Origin of the sequence: Mesonia aquimarina, assembly GCF_003667275.1 — a bacterium.
Taxonomy (GTDB): Bacteria; Bacteroidota; Bacteroidia; order Flavobacteriales; family Flavobacteriaceae; genus Mesonia; species Mesonia aquimarina.
Genome location: NZ_RCNV01000006.1, coordinates 140,896 through 160,099, shown reverse-complemented (window position 1 = coordinate 160,099; position 19,204 = coordinate 140,896). Strand labels below are relative to the sequence as shown.

The window sequence follows — 19,204 nt, the reverse complement described above, 5'->3', positions numbered from 1 at the left end:
TTTTTATTAAATTGGTTTTTGCTCTACTTCTTTTATCTCATTTAATTCAAGCGAATAATAAATTTTCGCTGTTTTTTTTAATATAGCTGCCGCTGAACAGTAGCGAGACAACGATAATTCTATTGCTCTTTTAACTTTTATAAGGGGGATATCCCCTTTGACTAAGATTAACAAATGAATTGAAGTAAATACATTTGGAATTGATGGAGAACTACGCATTCCTTTGACATGCATTTCCAAGTCATCTACCTCATAACGTTGTTTATGAAGAATAGAGGTAATATCAATCGCACAGCACCCGGCAATTCCTCTTAAAAAAAGACCCATTGGGCTAGACTGCTTCTCTTCTACTTCACGGTTATTAGAAACCCATACCTCATTTCCATATTCATCAAGTGTTTTAAAGTATCCCTCTTTTATCGATTTCTTTAATATAATTTGCATAATGGCTTGTATTAAGTATTTAACGCTTGTAATAAGTCCTCTTTTATATCATTAATATATTCTAAACCTACGGAGACCCTGATTAAACCGGGAGTAATTCCGGCATCTTGACGTTCTTCTTCTGAAAGTTTACTATGGGTGGTTGAAGCAGGGTGGGTAACTATTGTTCGCGTATCACCTAAGTTGGCACTTCGAGAACATAGCTTCAATGCATTTACAAACCGACGTCCTGCTTTTATGCCTCCTCTTATTTCAAAGGAAACGACACATCCTCCAAGTTTCATTTGCTTTTTTGCTAGCTGATAATTGGGATGTGAATTCAAAAAAGGATAACGTACCTGCGTTACTTTTTGATGTTTTTGTAAAAAATGCGCTATTTTTAATGCATTCTCACAATGCTTTTCTACACGTACCGATAAGGTTTCCATACTTTTTGATAAAACCCAAGCATTAAATGGAGACATAGCAGGTCCGGTGTTTCTTGAAAACAAGTAAATTTCACGAATAAGATCTTTTCTTCCTACACAAACTCCTCCTAAGACTCTTCCTTGTCCGTCAATTAACTTTGTAGCGGAATGAATAACCAAATCTGCTCCAAAAGCTATAGGCTGTTGTAAATAAGGAGTAGCAAAACAATTATCGACAATAAAGATTAACTGATGCTTTTTTGCTAATTGTCCTAAAGCAGATAAATCCAAAACTTCCAAGCCCGGATTGGTGGGGGTTTCCACAAAAAGCACTTTTGTTTTCGAGGTAATCATCTTTTCTATTTCATTCGGATCAGCAGTACTCGAGAAATAATTATGATGAATATTCCATTTTGGAAAAAACTTTGTAAAAAGACTATGCGTAGAACCAAATAATGATCTGGCGGCAAGTACATGATCTTCACTATCCAATAAAGCTGCCAGTGTAGAAAACACAGCAGCCATTCCGGATGCAAAAGCGTAGCCATCTTCTGCGCCTTCCATACGGGCTACTTTATTGATAAACTCAGTAGTATTAGGATTGGAAAAACGGCTGTAAATATTACGCTCCTTTTCTTCCGCGAAAGATGCACGCATGTCTTCAGCATCTTCAAAAACATAGCTGGAAGTTAAATAAAGTGGACTAGAATGTTCTTGATACTGCGTTCGCTCTAATTGTGTTCGTATCGCTTGAGTTTCAATATGATCTTTCATAAATTAGATGTTAATTCAAGTGTCCTGAAAGTTTTAATAAATCAGTATATATTCCGCGAGCGGTAACTTGTGCTCCGGCTCCGGCTCCTTGTATTACTAGAGGTAACTCGCCATAAGATTCCGTATAAATCTCAAATAAAGAATCTGCTCCCTTTAAAGCTCCTAAAGGACTATCTTTTTTAGCCTTAACGAGTTTTACTTGTAAACTGTTTGCACTTACATCTAATTCTCCTATATAACGTAATACTTCATCTGAAGCTAAAGATTGCTTCAATCCATAAAAAGTATCATCTAAGGAAGTTATTCTTTGTTGAAAACTTTGTAAAGAGGTTTTTCCATTTAAAGAAGAAGGAACTAAGCTTTCTACCGCTACATCTTCTAAATTTACACGAAGCTGTAGTTCTCTGGCTAAAATTAAAAGTTTACGCGCTACATCTGTACCGGAAAGATCTACTCTTGGATCAGGTTCGGTATATCCTTTTTTTTCAGCTTGCTCCAATACTTCACTAAAGCATTTATTTTCAATGGAAAAAACGTTAAACAGGTAACTCAAAGATCCCGAAAAAACCCCTCTTACTTTGTTGATTTTCTCTCCGGAATGATGTAATAGGCTCAAGGTTTCTACAACCGGTAGTCCAGCCCCTACATTAGTTTCATAATAAAATTTCTTCGCATGTATGCTAAGTTGTTTTCGTAAATTATCATAAAAAGACTGTTCTTTCGTATTCGCTACTTTATTCGCTGCAATCAAATGAAAGCCATTTTCAATAAGATACTCATATTCCAATACAAAATCTGAAGAAGCTGTGGCGTCTATAGCAATTAAATTTTTAAAATTCTTTGCATGGGTATATGCTATAATATCAGACAAGCGATAAGGAGTTCCTGATTTTTTAAATTCCTCTCTCCAATTTGTAGATAACCCTTCTGTAGGAAAATAGGCTGTACTTGAATTTAAAATAATTGGAATCTCTATTTCTACTCCGTACTCAGCTTTCAACTTTAGTTGAGTTTCTATTAATTGATCTAGTAATGCACTTCCTACATTACCAATTCCGAACAAGATGATGTGAATTCGTTTCATGATTTTTTTCTGTTTTAAAGATTGGTTTTAATAATTGTTCAAGTTGTTTATATTCCAGTAAAAAGGCATCATGCCCGTGTATAGATTTTAATTCCTTAATAGTAATGTCAGGCTTTAATGGTTTTAAGTTTACATAAGTTTCCCAATTTTCATCAGCTAAAAAAAGGCCATCATTAGGGATAGTTATCATTAGTATTTTAGCAGAAATACCTGCTGCTATTTCTAAAAAATTGTTTTGTCCTTGAGAAATATCAAGACTACTTAAAAGGTGATTCATTAATTTATAGGCTTGAAGCTGATAGCGCTTTTTTAAAGAATTGCCATGATAATTTAACCAAGAACAAATTTGATATTCTTGACTATCTTTTACTTTTTCTCTATTAAATTTATGATGAAGGGATGTAGGAGTTCTATAGCATAACATTGCATGTTTACGAGCATCCTCCACAGCACACTTAGAATTCGATAAAATTGCTCTTTGTACCTCACAAATTCCTAAAAGCCAGTCTGTCGCCTTATAATCTGTAGCAATGGGAATTAGATATTCAGTTAAATAAGGACGTAAAGCTGCAATTTGCCAGGCCAGCGCTCCTCCTATAGAACCTCCTATAATAGCATACAAATGGTCAATATTTAATTTTTCTAAGCTTTTTATAAAAACTTGAGCTATATCAAAAAGTGATAGATGAGTATAAACGATTGAGGAAAATTCATTGTAAGGGTATCCATTACCGGGGATGTTCAAAGCTAAAACAGTATATTTTTCTATATCAATAACCTTTTCTTTCCCTACAATTTCTTTCCACCAACCTTGCGATCCAGTAACTTCAGAATTTCCGGTAAGGGGATGATTTATCAATACAATAGGAGCCTCTCCCAAAGGAGGTCCAAAAAGCTGATAATACACCGTAAAATCACGTTTTTCTCCATGCTGAGTTTCTATATTCTCTACAAATAAGCTTTCCACAAGTTTCATAATCAGAGTCGTTTATGAGTTTCTAAATGCTAATTTGAGTTAAGGCCTGTTGTAAATCTTTCTTTAAATCCACCAAATTCTCTAACCCGACACTTAAACGAATTAAATCTTTGGTCACTCCTGCTTCCTCTTGTTGTTCATCTGTTAATTGTTGATGAGCAGTACTAGCCGGATGTAGAATCAAGGATTTGGTATCCCCTATATTTGCAAGAAGAGAAAACAATTTAGTAGCATCTACAAGTTTTTTTGCCGCTTCGTACCCTCCTTTTACTCCAAAGGTTACAATTCCACTTTGACCTTTAGGCAAGTACTTTTTACTCAATGAATAATAGGGACTATTAGACAGACCTGGATAATTCACCCAAGCAACTTGTGGTTGTTGTTGTAACCATTTTGCTAAAGAAAGTGCCTGCTCTGAATGCTTTATAATCCGAAGAGGTAAAGTTTCTAATCCTTGTAAAATTTGAAAAGCATTAAATGGACTTAACGCAGCTCCATAATCTCGAAGACCTTCTACTCGTGCTTTTATTATAAAAGCTGCTTCTCGAAAAGTTTCGTAATAGCATAAGCCATGATACCCTGGAGAAGGTTCGGTAAATTCAGGAAATTTACCATTTGCCCAATTAAAATTACCTGCATCAATTATAGCACCCCCTAAGGCTGTACCATTACCATTGATATATTTTGTTAACGAATGGATAACTATATTAGCCCCGTAATCTATAGGTCGAAGGAGGTAAGGTGTTGCTATTGTGTTATCAACAATAAAAGGAACTTGTGCTTGCTGAGCATACTTGCCGATGACGGAAAGATCAGGAATATCTAATTTCGGATTTCCTAACGATTCTATAAAAATTGCACGAGTATTTTCCTGAATAGCTTTTTTAACGTTTTCGGGTTCTCTTGGATCTACAAAACTAGTTTCAATACCTAAACGCTTTAAAGTTACATTCAATAAATTATAGGTTCCGCCATATAAACTACTAGAAGCTACTATGTGATCTCCTGTTTTTAATAAACTCAGCAAACAAGTATGAATAGCTGCAGTTCCTGAAGCGGTTACAACAGCTCCAACCCCATCCTCTAACTCGGTTAGACGTTGCTCTAAAACTGCATTGGTTGGATTATTTAGACGCCCATAAATAAAACCGGGTTCAGAAAGCTTGAATAAATTAGCCGCATGATCAGTATTCTTAAAAACATAAGAACTAGATTGATACAAAGGTACTGCCCTTGTTCCCCCATTTTCCTGTACTTGATGTCCAGCGTGTAATGCCTTAGTCGAAAATTGTAATCCACTCATAATTGATATTTTTAAATTAGTAAACAAAAAAAAGCCCCTTTGGAAACTATTACCAAAGGGGCTTTTTAATTAAATTATTATTTAGCTCACTTCCGGCAATAGCGTATTAGATGTCCCATCATCATGGTCATCATAGAGTTCATCATCATTACGTTATTACAAAAGTGTTGTATCAAAAATTTTTATTTTATAGTAAAAAAAAAAGAGCCGCTGTTTTCTAACAGCGGCTCTTCAAATTTATACATTTAAATTTATACAAAGCTAACCGCTGGGGAAACCCAAGGCATCATCATTAGCATTATGTACATTATTTTTTTCATAATTTTTATTCTATTCCAGAGCCAAATATATAAAACATTTTAAACTGATCCTAAAATTTTATTGTTTTTTATCTTTTTAGTGTAAAGTTCGCTTTAAACGTTCTTGGTTGTTGACTACCATCAGGTAAGGTTTCGATATACTCTACGCTGAACCAGTAGTCATTAGAAGGCACAGGGTTACCGTTATAGGTACCATCCCATCCCGGACCACTCGGACTTAACTGTTTAAGAAGTTTTCCATAGCGATCAAAGATAAACACCTTTGCCTGTGGCTGATCTTGTAAGCCAATGATGTTCCAAGTATCGTTATACCCGTCTTCATTAGGAGTGAAAAATTCAGGATAATCGATAAAAGAGATGGTTTTTATCGTCGTTCCACATCCGTTAAGATCTCGTCCGTAAACGATATGTTCTCCCGGATCCACACCTTCAAAAGTTAAGGTGCCATCCGCCTGAGCTGTTTGCCAAGGCCCATTGTCTAAACGGAATTCATAGTCTCCATCACCACTGATCATACTTACCATAATACCATGCTCTTCTTCAAAAGAAAGTGTTAATGGACTCAACTCAAACTCCGGAGGGTTAGCCTCTTCTATAGTTGCACTACTGCTCGTGCTACAAACTATATTTCCATCTTGATCGCTTACTGTCACTTGATAGGTTCCCGATTGGTTTGCTGATAAACTAGATCCCGTCTCGTTTAATGTTGACCCCTCTAAGGTCCATACAAAGTTATAATCAGATTCATTTAAGCCAGTATCTATTATAATAGGATCATAATTTCCGCCTTCTACAGGGGTTTGTAGATTACTGTCTTCACAGATATATAAACCGTCATAATCGCTAATGTCTACCAATGGACGGTCATTCACACTAATGGTGATCTCCGCTACACTTGGTGATTCACATAAAGTTGTGGTGTTGATCGTCTCTACAATCACCGTCTGTGGATTACTTACAGTAGTATAAAAACTAGGCTCTTGGATGGCTTCTCCATTTTCATAAGCCGTTTGATCGGCATAATAAACCACTGCGGTTCCTTGAGGACTGCCTGGGTTTACTTGCTCATCATACTGTGTTAAATCAAGACTTACACTGTCTCCGCCAGGCTCATCTGAACAGAACTCTTCTGCTATGGGTTGATCTACAATCGATGGACGCTCCTCTACTGTAATTTCTACTACTCCAATGGCATCGGTGTTAAAACAACCCGTATCAGCATACTCCACGCGAATATAATACAGGGTGCCATCTGTAGCTAACTCTCCATTATTCAAGGCATTTACACCATCCTCTGCATCTTCTTCAAACGCATAGTAAGTCACCGTATAATTATCAATATTCTGATCTTGATCGGTGGCCGGATCCAATAATGGAATAATCGTGGATGGATCTCCATCTACAGGATCATAAAGGTTTTCGGTAATATCATCAAAATTAACCGCTACCTCGCCACTGGTTCCATCCTCACACAGGGTATACCCAAAATTAGGATCGCCGGCAGGATTCAGCACTGGGGCTCCAATAACTTGCAACTCAAAAGGAACAATCACATAGCAGAAGTTACCATTGATACCGCTATCGACACGAGCATAAATAACCTGTACGCTTAATCCTTCTTCATTTTGCTCATTAAAACTTGGCTCATTCACATAAGCTGTCGGATTGGCTATAAACTCGGCTACTGTTTCATCGCCCTCTTCTGCTGCTAATTCAGTTTTATAATAACTGATCTCTACATTTTCTCCTCCGGCTATCAATTGACCGCTCTGGATTAGATTAAAAGGATCTACAGCTACTCCATCATTATCATCATCACAGCCTTGAAGACGCAGTGCTTCTAAATCAGTCTCACTTGGACTTGGCAGTGGTAATACCTCTATGGTTAGACTAATGACAGTACTACAGTTGTTTTCGGTAAGACTATTGGTTACCGCTACATAAACCGTCTGAGGGTTGGCTATGTTTTGATAAGCAGTAGGGTCCGCTATAGCTTGATCCGCCTCTAAATCGGATTGACTTGCATAATAGGTAAACACATAGCTATTAGGGGCTGGATCCTCATCGGCGATCTCGCCTTCTTTTACCGTTAAATCAAACTCAGCTTGAGCAAAAGGATCATTATCATAATCTGCTGCACAAAGCTGTAAAGGTTCTGGTTGGGTAAGCGCAGGTGTTGACTCTACATTCAAGCTGAAACTATTGTCATCGGTAAAATCAAAGCTATCTATACAACCGGTAGATTCATCTTCAATACGTACATAAATCAATTGACCGTTTGTTAAATTGGTATATTGACTTGGAACCGCTATAGGAGCATCGCCTGATTCGGCATCAGCTTGACTCTCGTGATAGGTAATGGTTAGCTCTGAAGGATCTTGGTTACCTAATACATTGTCCGTATTCTCGGTTAAATCAAATACCGCTATACCGCTCGCAGTGCCATCATCACATACATAAAGATCCTCTAATTCTTCTGATATCTCTGGACTTGGCACTACAATGAGTTCTAAACTACGAACTACATAACATCCGGTACCATTATCTCCTGAAGGACCCGTATTGGTTACTCTTACCCAAATCGTCTGAGCTAAATTACTCGTGCCATAAGGGGTGCTGGTATCTATAGGATTCACTCCTAAATCGGCTGCATCTTCGGTTAAGTGGTAACTTACACTCACATTGGGCTCTCCGTCTAAAATAACAGATTTGTAAGATTCCAAATCAAACTCCTCAAAGCCATCATTATCTATATCACACACCTCCAAAGCTGCTAATTCTTCTGCTATACTTGGGTTAGGAGTTACCACCAGGGTTAAACTGGTAAAAGACTCACAACCCGAAGCATTGCTTACTTTTACTTGAACCGTTTGTTCATTAGCAATATTCTCATAAGCTTCTGCTGAAGCGATTGCTTGGTCATTATCTAAGTCTTCCTGACTCTCATAATAGCTTACTGATAAACTGTTATCGCCTCCGGTAATCTCAGGAGTCTTACTGGTTAAATCAAATAATCCTACTTCATCATCTATTGCTCCTGCACTATCATCACAAGCGCTCAATGGACTTGGGTTGGTAATCGCCGGAGATTCGCCTACACGCAATTCAAAGCTTCCTATGCGCACACAACCACTATCCACATTTGCATAACGTACCCAAACCGTTAAAGGACTTACCCCTTGGTTAGAATACGCGGTGGGTACTCCTATTGGATCTGTCGATGTAAGAGCATCGGCTTCACTGGTGTAATAAGATAGTGTGTAAAGCGATGGATCTACATCTCCATAAATAGTTGATTCATTTTCGGTCAAATCAAATATAGCCGTACCATCTGCATCTACCCCATCACAAGAAAATAAATCTTCTAATTCTCCTGCAAAGTTAGGTAAACTACGCACCTCTAAGCTTAACTCTACATAACGATAACATCCTGTCTCGGTATTGGTAGAACGCGCATAGATTACTTGACTAAAGGCGGTGGTATTTCCATATAAACTAGGCAATTGATCTGATGTAAAACCTTCTTCAGCATCTTCGGCAGTCGCATAGTAACTGATCTCTACATCGGCTTCTTCATTAGCTATTAAATCATCTTGGGTGCTTAAATCAAATTCTGCAAAGCCATCATTATCATCATCGCACACAATATAAGGATCAAGCTCCGAAGTAGGAGTCGGTGAAGGAAGTGGATTAACTACTAAGGTTAAGGTAATAAGACGGCTACAATTGTATTGATTGCTTACTTCTGCAATCACATTTTCTTCATTGCCTGCGTTTGCATAACTTCCCGGGCTCATAATTAAAGTAGCCGGTCCTACTTCTCCAAAGCTATCAGTGGCATACCAATTAATGCTATAACTACTGTCTCCTCCCGTAATTTCTTGTTCTTTACTTGTTAAATCAAATACGCTTAACTCATCGGTATCACTGCCACTGGCTAGATCATCACAAACCGCTAAAGGTTCAGGCTGGTTGATAACCGGTAATGGATTTACCGCTAAGATTAGCTCAACTACACTATAACATCCTGTAGGGGTCGTGGTATCGGTTACTCGAATCCAAATGCTTTCAGGATTGGTCTGGTTTTCATAACTCCCCGGATTAGTGATCGCATTTACTCCGTCTTCGGCTTCTTGCTCATCAGTATGATAGGTAATCGAAAATGGAGCCGGGTCTTGACCGTCTAATACTTCCGCTTCTACTTGGGTTAAATCAAAAATGGCAAAGCCATCTGCATCATCATCACATTGAGATAATCCCGTAGGAGTCGATATCACTGGACGATCATAAACCTCTAAAGCCAATTCGGTCTGTAAAACACAGCCATTAACCGCATCTTCTACACGTACATAAATTACATCGTTATAAGCTGTAGTATTCGAGTAAGGAGAGCTCACTGCCGACACTCCTAAATTGGCATCACTAGAGGTCAAGTGATAACTTACTTCTAAATCTGCATTGCCTAAAGTAATCTCATCGGTCTTGCTCTCTAAATCAAATAAGGTGTAAAAACCATCGTTGTCCGTATCACAAGCTATTAAAGGACTTGGATCTGCGATAGGAGCCGAAGGCGTTGCTTCTATCATAAAGCTGGTCTCTGAAAAACAACTTCCTAAATCATCGGCACTTACCCGTACAAAAATCTCTTGGGGATTGCTCGTATTCTCATAAGCTGTTGGCACTGCTATGGCATTGTCATTATCTAAGTCTGTTTGACTGGCATAGTAACTTACACTATAATCTTGGGGACTTTGTCCCGATAAAGCTTCTTGGTCACTATCGGTTAAGTCAAAAGTTGCTGTCCCGGTAGTACCGCCATCACACTCAAATTTATCACTAACCACTCCCACCGTAACCGGAGTCGTCTCTAAAGTAAAGTCGGTTACATTATAACAGTCCCCATTGATCGCGTTTTCTATACGTACATAAATGGTCTGGCTATTACTACCGGCTGTATAGTTAGCAGGGTCTGCTATCGCATTGGTCGGTACATTAGCTTCCGCTATGGTCTCATAATAACTTACCGTGAAATCATTCGCATCTTGTGCGCCTAATAAAATAGGCGTATTTTGTGTTAAATCATATACTGCATCGCCATTGGTGTCGGTATCACAATAGCTTAAATCCGGAACAGGATTTGCGATTCCGCTTTCATAACTGGTAATCGTAAAACTATCTACGGCATAACAGCTGTTTAACGTATTGCTCTCTATACGTACCCAGATCGTCTGAGGACTTGAACTATTCTCATAAGCTGTTGGGGTGCCTATCGATGGAGTGCCTGCCTCGGCTGAAGCCTCGTCTTCATAATAGCTTACACTATAATCAGAAGCAGGCTGATCTGCGCCTAAAACTGCTGTATCGTTTACCGTTAAATCAAAAATAGCACTCCCATTATTATCCGAATCGCATTCTTCCAGGTTGGATACGGAAATAACCGAAACAGTAGACAGACAAACTTGAAAAGGCGATACATCAAAACAATCCTCATTTAAACTGTTTTCTATTCGAACATACAAAGTAGTGCAATCAGATTGAAGAGTAAAATTTTCAGGAGTGGTAATTTTATTTACACCTTGTTCAGCATCTGATTGAGATTCATAATAGGTGATTGAAAAATGTGGATTCGTTTGATTTCCTAAAACATTTGAATTACTTTCTGTTAAATCTATAGATTCTCCATCATTTTCTTCATCACAGAACCATAAATCATCTACAGGGACTGCCTGAGGTGTTTCATAAATAGTCACTTCTTTAGTTAAGTTCATTTCATATCCTAGATCTGTTCCAAGTGATAATGTAACCGTGTAGGTTCCTGGGGAACTGAATACATGTATTGGACTTTCTAAATTTGAAGTATTAGCTGTTCCACTAACAGGATCTCCGAAGTTCCAATCTGTTACTGTTAAATCAGCTTGAGTAAGAATACTAAATTTTGTTTCATCACCTTCACAAAATTGTTCTATTTCTATTTCGTATTGAAAATAACTTGCAATAAAAGGAGGAAGACCTATTAAACTTTTAAAATAATCTATCCAAGCAGGAGCCAAAGGATCTTTTAAATAAACTACATCTGCATTAAAATCACATGATGTACCTAATTGATTCGGAGAATTAATTACACTTAAATAAGAGCTTTCGAAATTAGCCACATAAATCTTTCCATCAATACCTAACTGTAAAGCTGAGGAGTACCCTGTGGTTATAGTCTGTTCAGAATTTTGAACATCTATTAAACTTGTTTGAGTAAGATCATATTGAAGTATTTTGGGGACGAAACTAGTATCAAAAGGTAATGATATGGTTGTAGCATATAAAAGTTGACTATCTGTAGAAAACTCGATTCCATAAGTTCCTTCTGTGCTTAATTTCATTTGATTAAATACTGTTCCATTCGCATTATTAAAATCAAACAACTCCAATCCCTGATTTATATAACTTTTTGCACATGCTAACCTTAAGCCATTTGGGGATGCTTTTAAATAACCTATAGCCCCCCAACCATTCATATCGTTAGACCCACTATTATGAACATCTCCAACAGGGCTAATAACTGGATTAATATTCACACCTGAAGATGTCACTAAGTAAGCAACAAATTCATTTGAATCTAACTTATGACTAATCACCCATACATCTTGTCCATTCTGATGATTAACAGCTGTTAATTTTTCAGAAACTGACCCTTCTAGTATTATATTTTTTTGATTAGAAATTATCCCTCCTAACCCTCCATCCAAATTCATGTCTATAACAGAATAAGCTAGTCCTCCATTATTCCCTTGATAATCTACAGTAAATAAATAATACTTATTATTATTTCCAGGGTCAGGAACGATTATTGCTGACTGACTGCTACTAAAATGTCCTAATAAGCCTGTCCCATTTTGAAGTATTTGATGATTGGCATTATAGACAATGGACCCATCGGTATAAAATAATAAATTCCCATTACTATCTGATACCGTAGCACATCCTTCTCTCGTATTAAGTTGACCATCATATTGAGCTACAGTAGTTCCGGTATCAAAATTTACACTTGCCCGGTTACCAAAATACCAGTTAGCGGCTTCCTTTTGAGAGTGAACTGTAAAACTCAACAAAATAAAGCATAGTGTACAAAAAAGACGAGTTAGATCTATGGAGGAACGTAAAAAAAGGATATTACTGGTCAATCGGTTTATCATAATTTTATAGTTACTACTTCTTAAAAAAATTCAAAATTATCCTATCAGATAAATCATTTTCATCATAATCTTTATGCTTGGCTAAGGGCCATTCTTGGTGGTCTCCTAAACATTCCACAGGGTTAGGAATATAGCACCAGCACTTCAGTAAAAATGAATCCGAGCCAAAATGATACCAACATTCATCTTCAAAATCAAAGTATCCTAATTCAATAAATTCAGTATTTTCACTATAAACCAATACAGTTTCACTAAAGCTTTCATCATTTTTATCAGGCATTGGGGGTTCTGACATTGGATGGAAAATAGCATATTTCATAATTATTCTTTTAAGTTATCTTTTTAAAGTGAAATTTGCTTTAAATACTCTTTCTTGAAAAGAGCCATTTGGTAAGGTTTCAGTATACTCTACCCTAAACCAATAATCATTAGAGGGCATTTGTTTGCCATTATATGTACCATCCCAGCTTCCTCGAGGAGAAAGGATAGTTAATAATTTTCCATAACGATCAAAAATATATGTTTGATTTATCTTAATTGAAGGGGAATTATTATGTATAGATATAAGACTCCAGTAATCATTAACTCCATCTTCATTAGGAGTGAAAAACTTTGGATAATCGATAAATGAAATGTTATGCTTTGTTACTCCACAACCATTTTTATCTCTACCATATACCATATGATCTCCAGCAGTAATATCTTTAAACCACAAACTTTGTTGATTATCTAAGCTAATCCAGGGACCATTGTCAACCTTAAATTCATAATTTCCACTACCACTAATATTATAAACCTTAATAATATGCTCTTCGTCAAAGGCTGAAGTGAAAGGAGCTACAATAAATTCTGGTGGATTACTTTGAATTAGCCTCGCACTACTATTACTAATACAGCCACTTGCTAAATGTATTACCTCTACTTCATATACTCCTGCAATGACAGCTTCAAGTATAGGGGTATCATTGACTAGAGGCACACCATCTAAAGTCCAATTAAAACTATAATTACCATTATTAGGTAATGCTGTATCAATAAAAATTGACTCAAAATTTCCTCCCTCTACAGGGGTTTGCGGATTACTATCTATACATATTACCATGCCATCATACATGTTAATATTTACCGTAGGATATTCCAAAGTATATATTGTAATGGTAGCTACCTCTATAGACTCACATAAAGTATTTATATTGATTACTTCGGCTATAATCGTTTGTGAAGAGCTATAAGTAGTATAATTACTGGGGTTGTCTATAATATCCCCATGTTGATAGGCATTGTCATCGGCGTAGTAAACTACTGCTGTATTGGTAGGTGATTCTGGATTAATTGTTGCATCGTACTGGGTTAAATCGATTGTTGTAGAGCCATTTTCAGTATATAAACAAAAATACTCATCAATATCTGTGGGAGCTATTGAAGGGCGTTCGTGAAGTATTAATTCTATTGAAGTAACTGAATAACAGCCTTCTTCATTTACTACACGAATCCAAATAATATCGCCTTCGCTAGGGTAATCATTAGGGCTTTGAATTTCATTTTCTTCAATATTATTTATGGCATCTTCTTCTGTCGTATAAAAAGAAAAGTAAAAGTTTTCTACATTTCCTTCCAGTAATAAATTATTTTTAACACTCAATAAATCAAACCTATTTTCTCCAGGACCATCATTGCAAGCTTTTATTTTTAAATTTTCTTTTAAAGATGGTTTTGGCAAAAACTCAACAATTATTTCATCTGTACCTGCACAATTTTCATCATAATATGCATACACACTGTAAACACCCGTTTCTGTGATTTCCAATGTTTCCTCTGTTTCATTTTCTAATAAAACACCATTTTTATACCATTTATAGATTAATCCAGCTATAGTTTGAACATTCTCAAAAGGATTAAGTATAATTGATTCCCCTTCACAAGGAATAGCTATGTTTTCATTAGTACTAACAATATCTTCTCCTAAATCAGGCCCTAATGTAAAACTTTCGCCTTTTAAAAATACGGCCGACTGATACCTGCGATCACCGTAATCTCCAACAACTAGCTTTATTGTATAGGTCTCGCCAGGAATTACTTGGGCAGTAGCAGTTAACGGAACAGTTTGCCCGTAAAAATCTATACCAGAAGTTCCGTTGCCATCTGCAGCATAATCATAATATACATCAGTATAAAATTCTCCTAAAGAATTTACGCTACAATTAGTTTGATGATGAATATTGGTTACACTTACAGGGGTATTGGTTTCTGGAATTAATGCGATGTTTAAGCCTCCTAAATCTAAATTTACATCAGGAGTATTAGGGTTAGCATCGTGATTATAAGCGTTTACATCATCAATTCCCGGGCCACTTAAAATAAAGGCAAATGTATCAGCAAAACTACATACATATTGAGGGTATTCATATGAAGTAAAAATATATTCAAAACTTATTTCACTTATATAAGGGGTAAATTCAAATATTATGCTAGTCGCATCGTAGGAAGGAGAGGCTATGGCGTCCAAATCTATATCTCCTTCCCAACCGCCTCCACTGTTTGGCCCTTCGGGGACATATTCAACAAACCCGGTAGTAAGAACAATTCCTTTTTCAAAATTAAAATCAGAAAAAGCGCGTTCAAAAAACCCTAAACTATTCATAGACCACTCTCCATTAAGCCCATTGGAAGGTGAGTGAATATTGGACACATTTCCACATTCCCCGGTAACAAAAATATCTTCAATTAGCTCTTCGACTGTATATGTGTCATTTACAATCACTCTATAATTTGTCACCTGTATTGTATATAAGAGGCTATAGTTACAACCAGTAGATGTGGTTATGATTAATTTCACATAATAAGTTCCGAATATTCCTCCTTGTGCTTCTTGAGGATTAGGGTTATAAACATGCGTTACGTTTTGACCAGATGCAGTAAAGCCATCTCCAAAGTCCCAATGGTGAATAGCATTTTCAATATTCGTTTCGAAATTTATTTCTATGCCTTTTTCTACCCTATAAAAATCATCTATACTTTCTGAAGGCGATATAGTGGTGTTAATTTCCAAAGTTGGACAATCTTGACAGCTTATTGACGCTTCCCATCCAGGTAAAACAGATACTTGTCCATCAGAAATAAATTCAAATGTTAGACATCCAGAAGTGTTCTCTATAGTGGCTAAAATTAATTCAGGGTTTTGATTTGTTGTATATTGTCCTATTAAAGCAGAATTTGTAGAATTACCATCATAGATTTTTAAAAAATCTCCTTGTGCTAATAAAAATTGGAAATCAGAAAAATCAACTTGTATAGTTTGTTCCGAGTTTTCTGGACATAGTGTAATGATTGCATCTTGTTCACTATATCCATTTTCCCCTCCATTATCATAAAAATTTCCGGAACACTGATAATGAATATCACCTGTTCCCATATATATGTTTTGTGCTCGTAAACCATTTACGTTAAGTAGCACAATTATGATTAGGTAAATATTTTGACTAAACTTCGATGCCATTACACTTTATATCCCCGTTTTGAAAAATTGGAAAGGAAAAGCATGTTCATTATAAAATAAATATGATTTCTTATATTGAACATTTACTTTACTACCTAACATTTTTACTTTTTTATTATCTTAAACACCGAACGTCTATTCTCTTGGTATTGCTCTTCGCTACAGTTGTCGCATTCTATTTTTGGTTTGGATTCACCAAAAGCCTCCCAGCTTATTCTTGATTTATCAATTCCTTGAGAAATCACATAATCAACTGTACTCTTTGCTCTTCGCTCTGATAGTTGTTGGTTATAACTCGCTGAACCTCGCTTATCGGTATGTGCTTCAACTTTAATAACCATCTCCGGGTGTTTTTTCATTACACCGACCAAACGATCAAGTTCTAATGCCGCTTTAGGTCTTATATCTGCCTTATCATAATCAAACAGAATTGGGTTTAAGACAATCTCTTCTTCTTCAACAATTGGCTTTATTGGGGTTAATTCTATCGTCACGCCTACTTCTCCGCGTTCTTCCGGACTTACTTGGACTAAACCACTTTTATATCCTGTAGCATTGGCTTGTAAACTATAAGCCTTATCTACTCTTAATCCTTGAAAAGCGGCTTGTCCTGACGCATCGGTTTGTTTCTTCCCTAGTTGAGATTTGTTTTCATTATAATTCAGTACTTCTGCCTGTGTGATTGGCGCTCCGGTCTCTGCATTGATTACCTTAACCATAATATCTAGCTCCTCGATAGGTTGTAATTGGACTACACGGTAAATATTGTCATTGGCCGTTTGTGCATCTTCTGCTAAACCACCTCGATTGGAACTTACATAACCTTTCTTTGCTGATGTACTAAAAGTGAAAGCAAAATCATCGCCATTACTATTAATAGGTTGTCCTATATTGTTAACCTCTCCAAAGCTACTCCCCTCAGCCTTCGCATAAAAAACATCTAATCCGCCTATGCCTAATTGGCCATCACTAGAAAAGTAAAGCGTTCCCTCTTCATCTATATAAGGAAAACTATCTCTTCCTTCCGTGTTTATTCCTGCTCCAAGATTTTGAGGCTCTCCTAAAGAACCGTCTTCAGACACAGACACTTTATACAAATCAGACTGTCCCATTCCTCCCGGCATATCACTAGAGAAATAAAGCGTCTTTCCATCAGCACTTAAGGCCGGATGTCCGGTAGAGTACGCTGAACTGTTAAACGGAACAGATTGAATATCATCCCACTCTCCATTAACTAATGTTGCACGGAATAATTTTAACTGACCAACTCCTTGTTCATCCTCTTCATAATCCCCATCTAAGTAATCATTACGAGTAAAATACATCGTGTTTCCATCTGGGGTGATCGCTACCGTTCCTTCATTAAACTTTGTATTTACCTCTCCTTCTAAAAGCTCCGGTGAAGAAAATCCTTCTCCCTCTCTAGTTGATACATAAACATCTAAAGTGGGTTGATCATTCCATCCATAATTCCTTCTTGATTTGTTTCGAGCAGATACAAAATAAAGCTTACCATCTTTTTCATAACCTCCAAAATCAATAAAATCTGTATTTAACGATAAACGCTCTACGCTAAATTTTGCCTGTTCATTTAAAATATCTGATAAGTAATTTTGATTAGATTTAAAGGCTTTGGCTCGCTGATCCTGTGGTGAACGAGAAGCAAACGCTTGCATCGCTGCATCAGACTCCTCATAATTACCATTAGCTTTCAACATCTGAGCATAACGATAATAAGCCTCTCCGGAAGCATCTGAAGCTCCATCTATATACATCGAATAATAACGTGCTGCCTCTTTGCTGTTATACAAATTGTAATAAGAATCTGCCAAGCGATGATAAACATAAGGAGTCGCATCACCATCTTCTACAATTTCTTTATATTCTTCTGCCGATTTTACATACTCCATACGATCGAAGTATTTATCGGCTTTCTTGGTAGCATTGCTTTGGGCAAAAACACTACTGCTACCCAAAAATGCTAATAAGGCTATTATATAATATCTTTTCATAATTATTTTCTCTTAAAATTAGATTTGGTTTAGAAATATCTTGGTGAACGATAAGACTTCTTACTAAAGAACACATCAAACAATACAAAAGCTTCATAAGAAGGTTCCTCTATATCTGATATCGTGTAATCATATGCAAAACCTAACTGCAACCAGTCTGTCGCTCGAACACTCACTAAACCACTTACCGCATCATCTAAACGATAAGAAGCGCCGATCTCAAATCGCTCGTAAAACAAAAAGTTAGCATTTACATCAAAAGACATAGGGGACTCAAAAGATGCCTTTACCAAAGTCGAAGGCTTAAATTTTAAATTCTCACTCAATTCAAACACATATCCTGCAGTAGCAAAATAGTGTTGCTCTTCTGTTCCAAATTCTCTCCCATCTACATCTAAATGTTTGGAATTTAAAAAGTTAGGAACCGATACGCCGATGTAATATTTATCAGTATAATACAAAAAACCGGCACCAAAATTTAAATAGGTTTCATTAATATTCTCGCTAAAAGCTACATCAAACTCATTCTGAAGACTTAAAGGTATTAAACCTACATCGTGAAAGGTTGCTCCGGCTTTTACTCCAAAGGCTAATTTATGATCCCCTCCTAAAGACAAAGTATAAGAAAAATCACCATACACATTGGTCTCTTTTACAGGACCATTCTCATCAGATATAGCCGAAAGACCTAAACCGGTCTTCTCCCCAATTGGAGAGTGAGCAAAAAATGTATAGCTCCGAGGAGCGCCTTCAAAGCCCGACCATTGATCACGATAAAGCAAACCGATAGACAAACTCTCCTTAGAGCCTGCATAAGCCGGATTAACTACGCTCATATTATACATATACTGTGTGTATTGTGGATCTTGTTGTGCCCAAACTTGATAACTACTGCCCAACAGGAATAGTGCAAATATGAATAGGTATAGGTTCTTCATCCTGTATTTTTTATATGAATTTTTCATCGTTTAAAATTTTATTGTATTTTAAAGGCTGTCTGTACATCTTTACTAGTAGGGTGTTTTTAATTGCCTATATGAAACATTATTGAAACTAGTACAGGGTGTTCGTACAGACAGGCCTTTGTTAATTTTACCTGCCCCGGAACAGTTACACTTCTACCGCTTACCCCTAATTGGTAAAAGCACGTTATCAGCTTAACTATAAAAACCTTATGGAAATCATTACAATTATCTTTCAT

10 protein-coding genes are annotated in these 19,204 nt (G+C 36.6%); all 10 read right to left on the bottom strand.

Features of this window, described 5'->3' with window-relative positions:
• Positions 1-6: 6 nt before the first annotated feature.
• The 10 genes from D9R05_RS09625 to D9R05_RS09580 all read right to left on the bottom strand — a co-directional run bounded on the left by D9R05_RS09625 (position 7) and on the right by D9R05_RS09580 (position 18,941).
• Positions 7-444, bottom strand: coding sequence for an OsmC family protein (locus D9R05_RS09625; protein WP_121667018.1), 438 nt, complete (start codon positions 442-444; stop codon positions 7-9).
• An 11-nt stretch (positions 445-455) separates the two neighbouring features.
• Complete coding sequence (locus D9R05_RS09620; protein WP_121667017.1) at positions 456-1,625, bottom strand: trans-sulfuration enzyme family protein; 1,170 nt, start codon at positions 1,623-1,625, stop codon at positions 456-458.
• A gap of 10 nt (positions 1,626-1,635) precedes the next feature.
• A complete protein-coding gene (locus D9R05_RS09615) occupies positions 1,636-2,709 on the bottom strand; it encodes a homoserine dehydrogenase family protein (RefSeq protein WP_121667016.1) in 1,074 nt (357 codons plus the stop codon).
• Positions 2,672-3,685 carry an alpha/beta fold hydrolase gene (locus tag D9R05_RS09610; RefSeq protein ID WP_121667015.1) on the bottom strand — a complete coding sequence of 338 codons (1,014 nt, stop codon included), beginning with the start codon at positions 3,683-3,685 and terminating at the stop codon, positions 2,672-2,674. The genes D9R05_RS09615 and D9R05_RS09610 overlap by 38 nt, the downstream gene beginning before the upstream one ends.
• Positions 3,686-3,707: 22 nt before the next feature.
• A complete protein-coding gene (locus tag D9R05_RS09605) occupies positions 3,708-4,988 on the bottom strand; it encodes an O-acetylhomoserine aminocarboxypropyltransferase/cysteine synthase family protein (protein ID WP_121667014.1) in 1,281 nt (426 codons plus the stop codon).
• Positions 4,989-5,376: 388 nt separating this feature from the next.
• Positions 5,377-12,495, bottom strand: a complete 7,119-nt coding sequence (locus D9R05_RS09600) for a T9SS type B sorting domain-containing protein (protein ID WP_121667013.1) — start codon at positions 12,493-12,495, stop codon at positions 5,377-5,379.
• A gap of 13 nt (positions 12,496-12,508) precedes the next feature.
• Positions 12,509-12,814, bottom strand: a complete 306-nt coding sequence (locus D9R05_RS09595) for a hypothetical protein (protein WP_121667012.1) — start codon at positions 12,812-12,814, stop codon at positions 12,509-12,511.
• A gap of 15 nt (positions 12,815-12,829) precedes the next feature.
• Positions 12,830-15,949: a choice-of-anchor L domain-containing protein gene (locus D9R05_RS09590; RefSeq protein WP_205589282.1), complete on the bottom strand. Its 3,120-nt coding sequence runs from the start codon at positions 15,947-15,949 to the stop codon at positions 12,830-12,832.
• Between the two features lie 146 nt (positions 15,950-16,095).
• The gene (locus D9R05_RS09585) at positions 16,096-18,003 is read right to left on the bottom strand and encodes an OmpA family protein (RefSeq protein WP_121667010.1); all 1,908 of its coding nucleotides are present in this window, start codon (positions 18,001-18,003) and stop codon (positions 16,096-16,098) included.
• A 29-nt stretch (positions 18,004-18,032) separates the two neighbouring features.
• The gene (locus D9R05_RS09580) at positions 18,033-18,941 is read right to left on the bottom strand and encodes a PorP/SprF family type IX secretion system membrane protein (protein ID WP_121667009.1); all 909 of its coding nucleotides are present in this window, start codon (positions 18,939-18,941) and stop codon (positions 18,033-18,035) included.
• Positions 18,942-19,204: the final 263 nt, after the last annotated feature.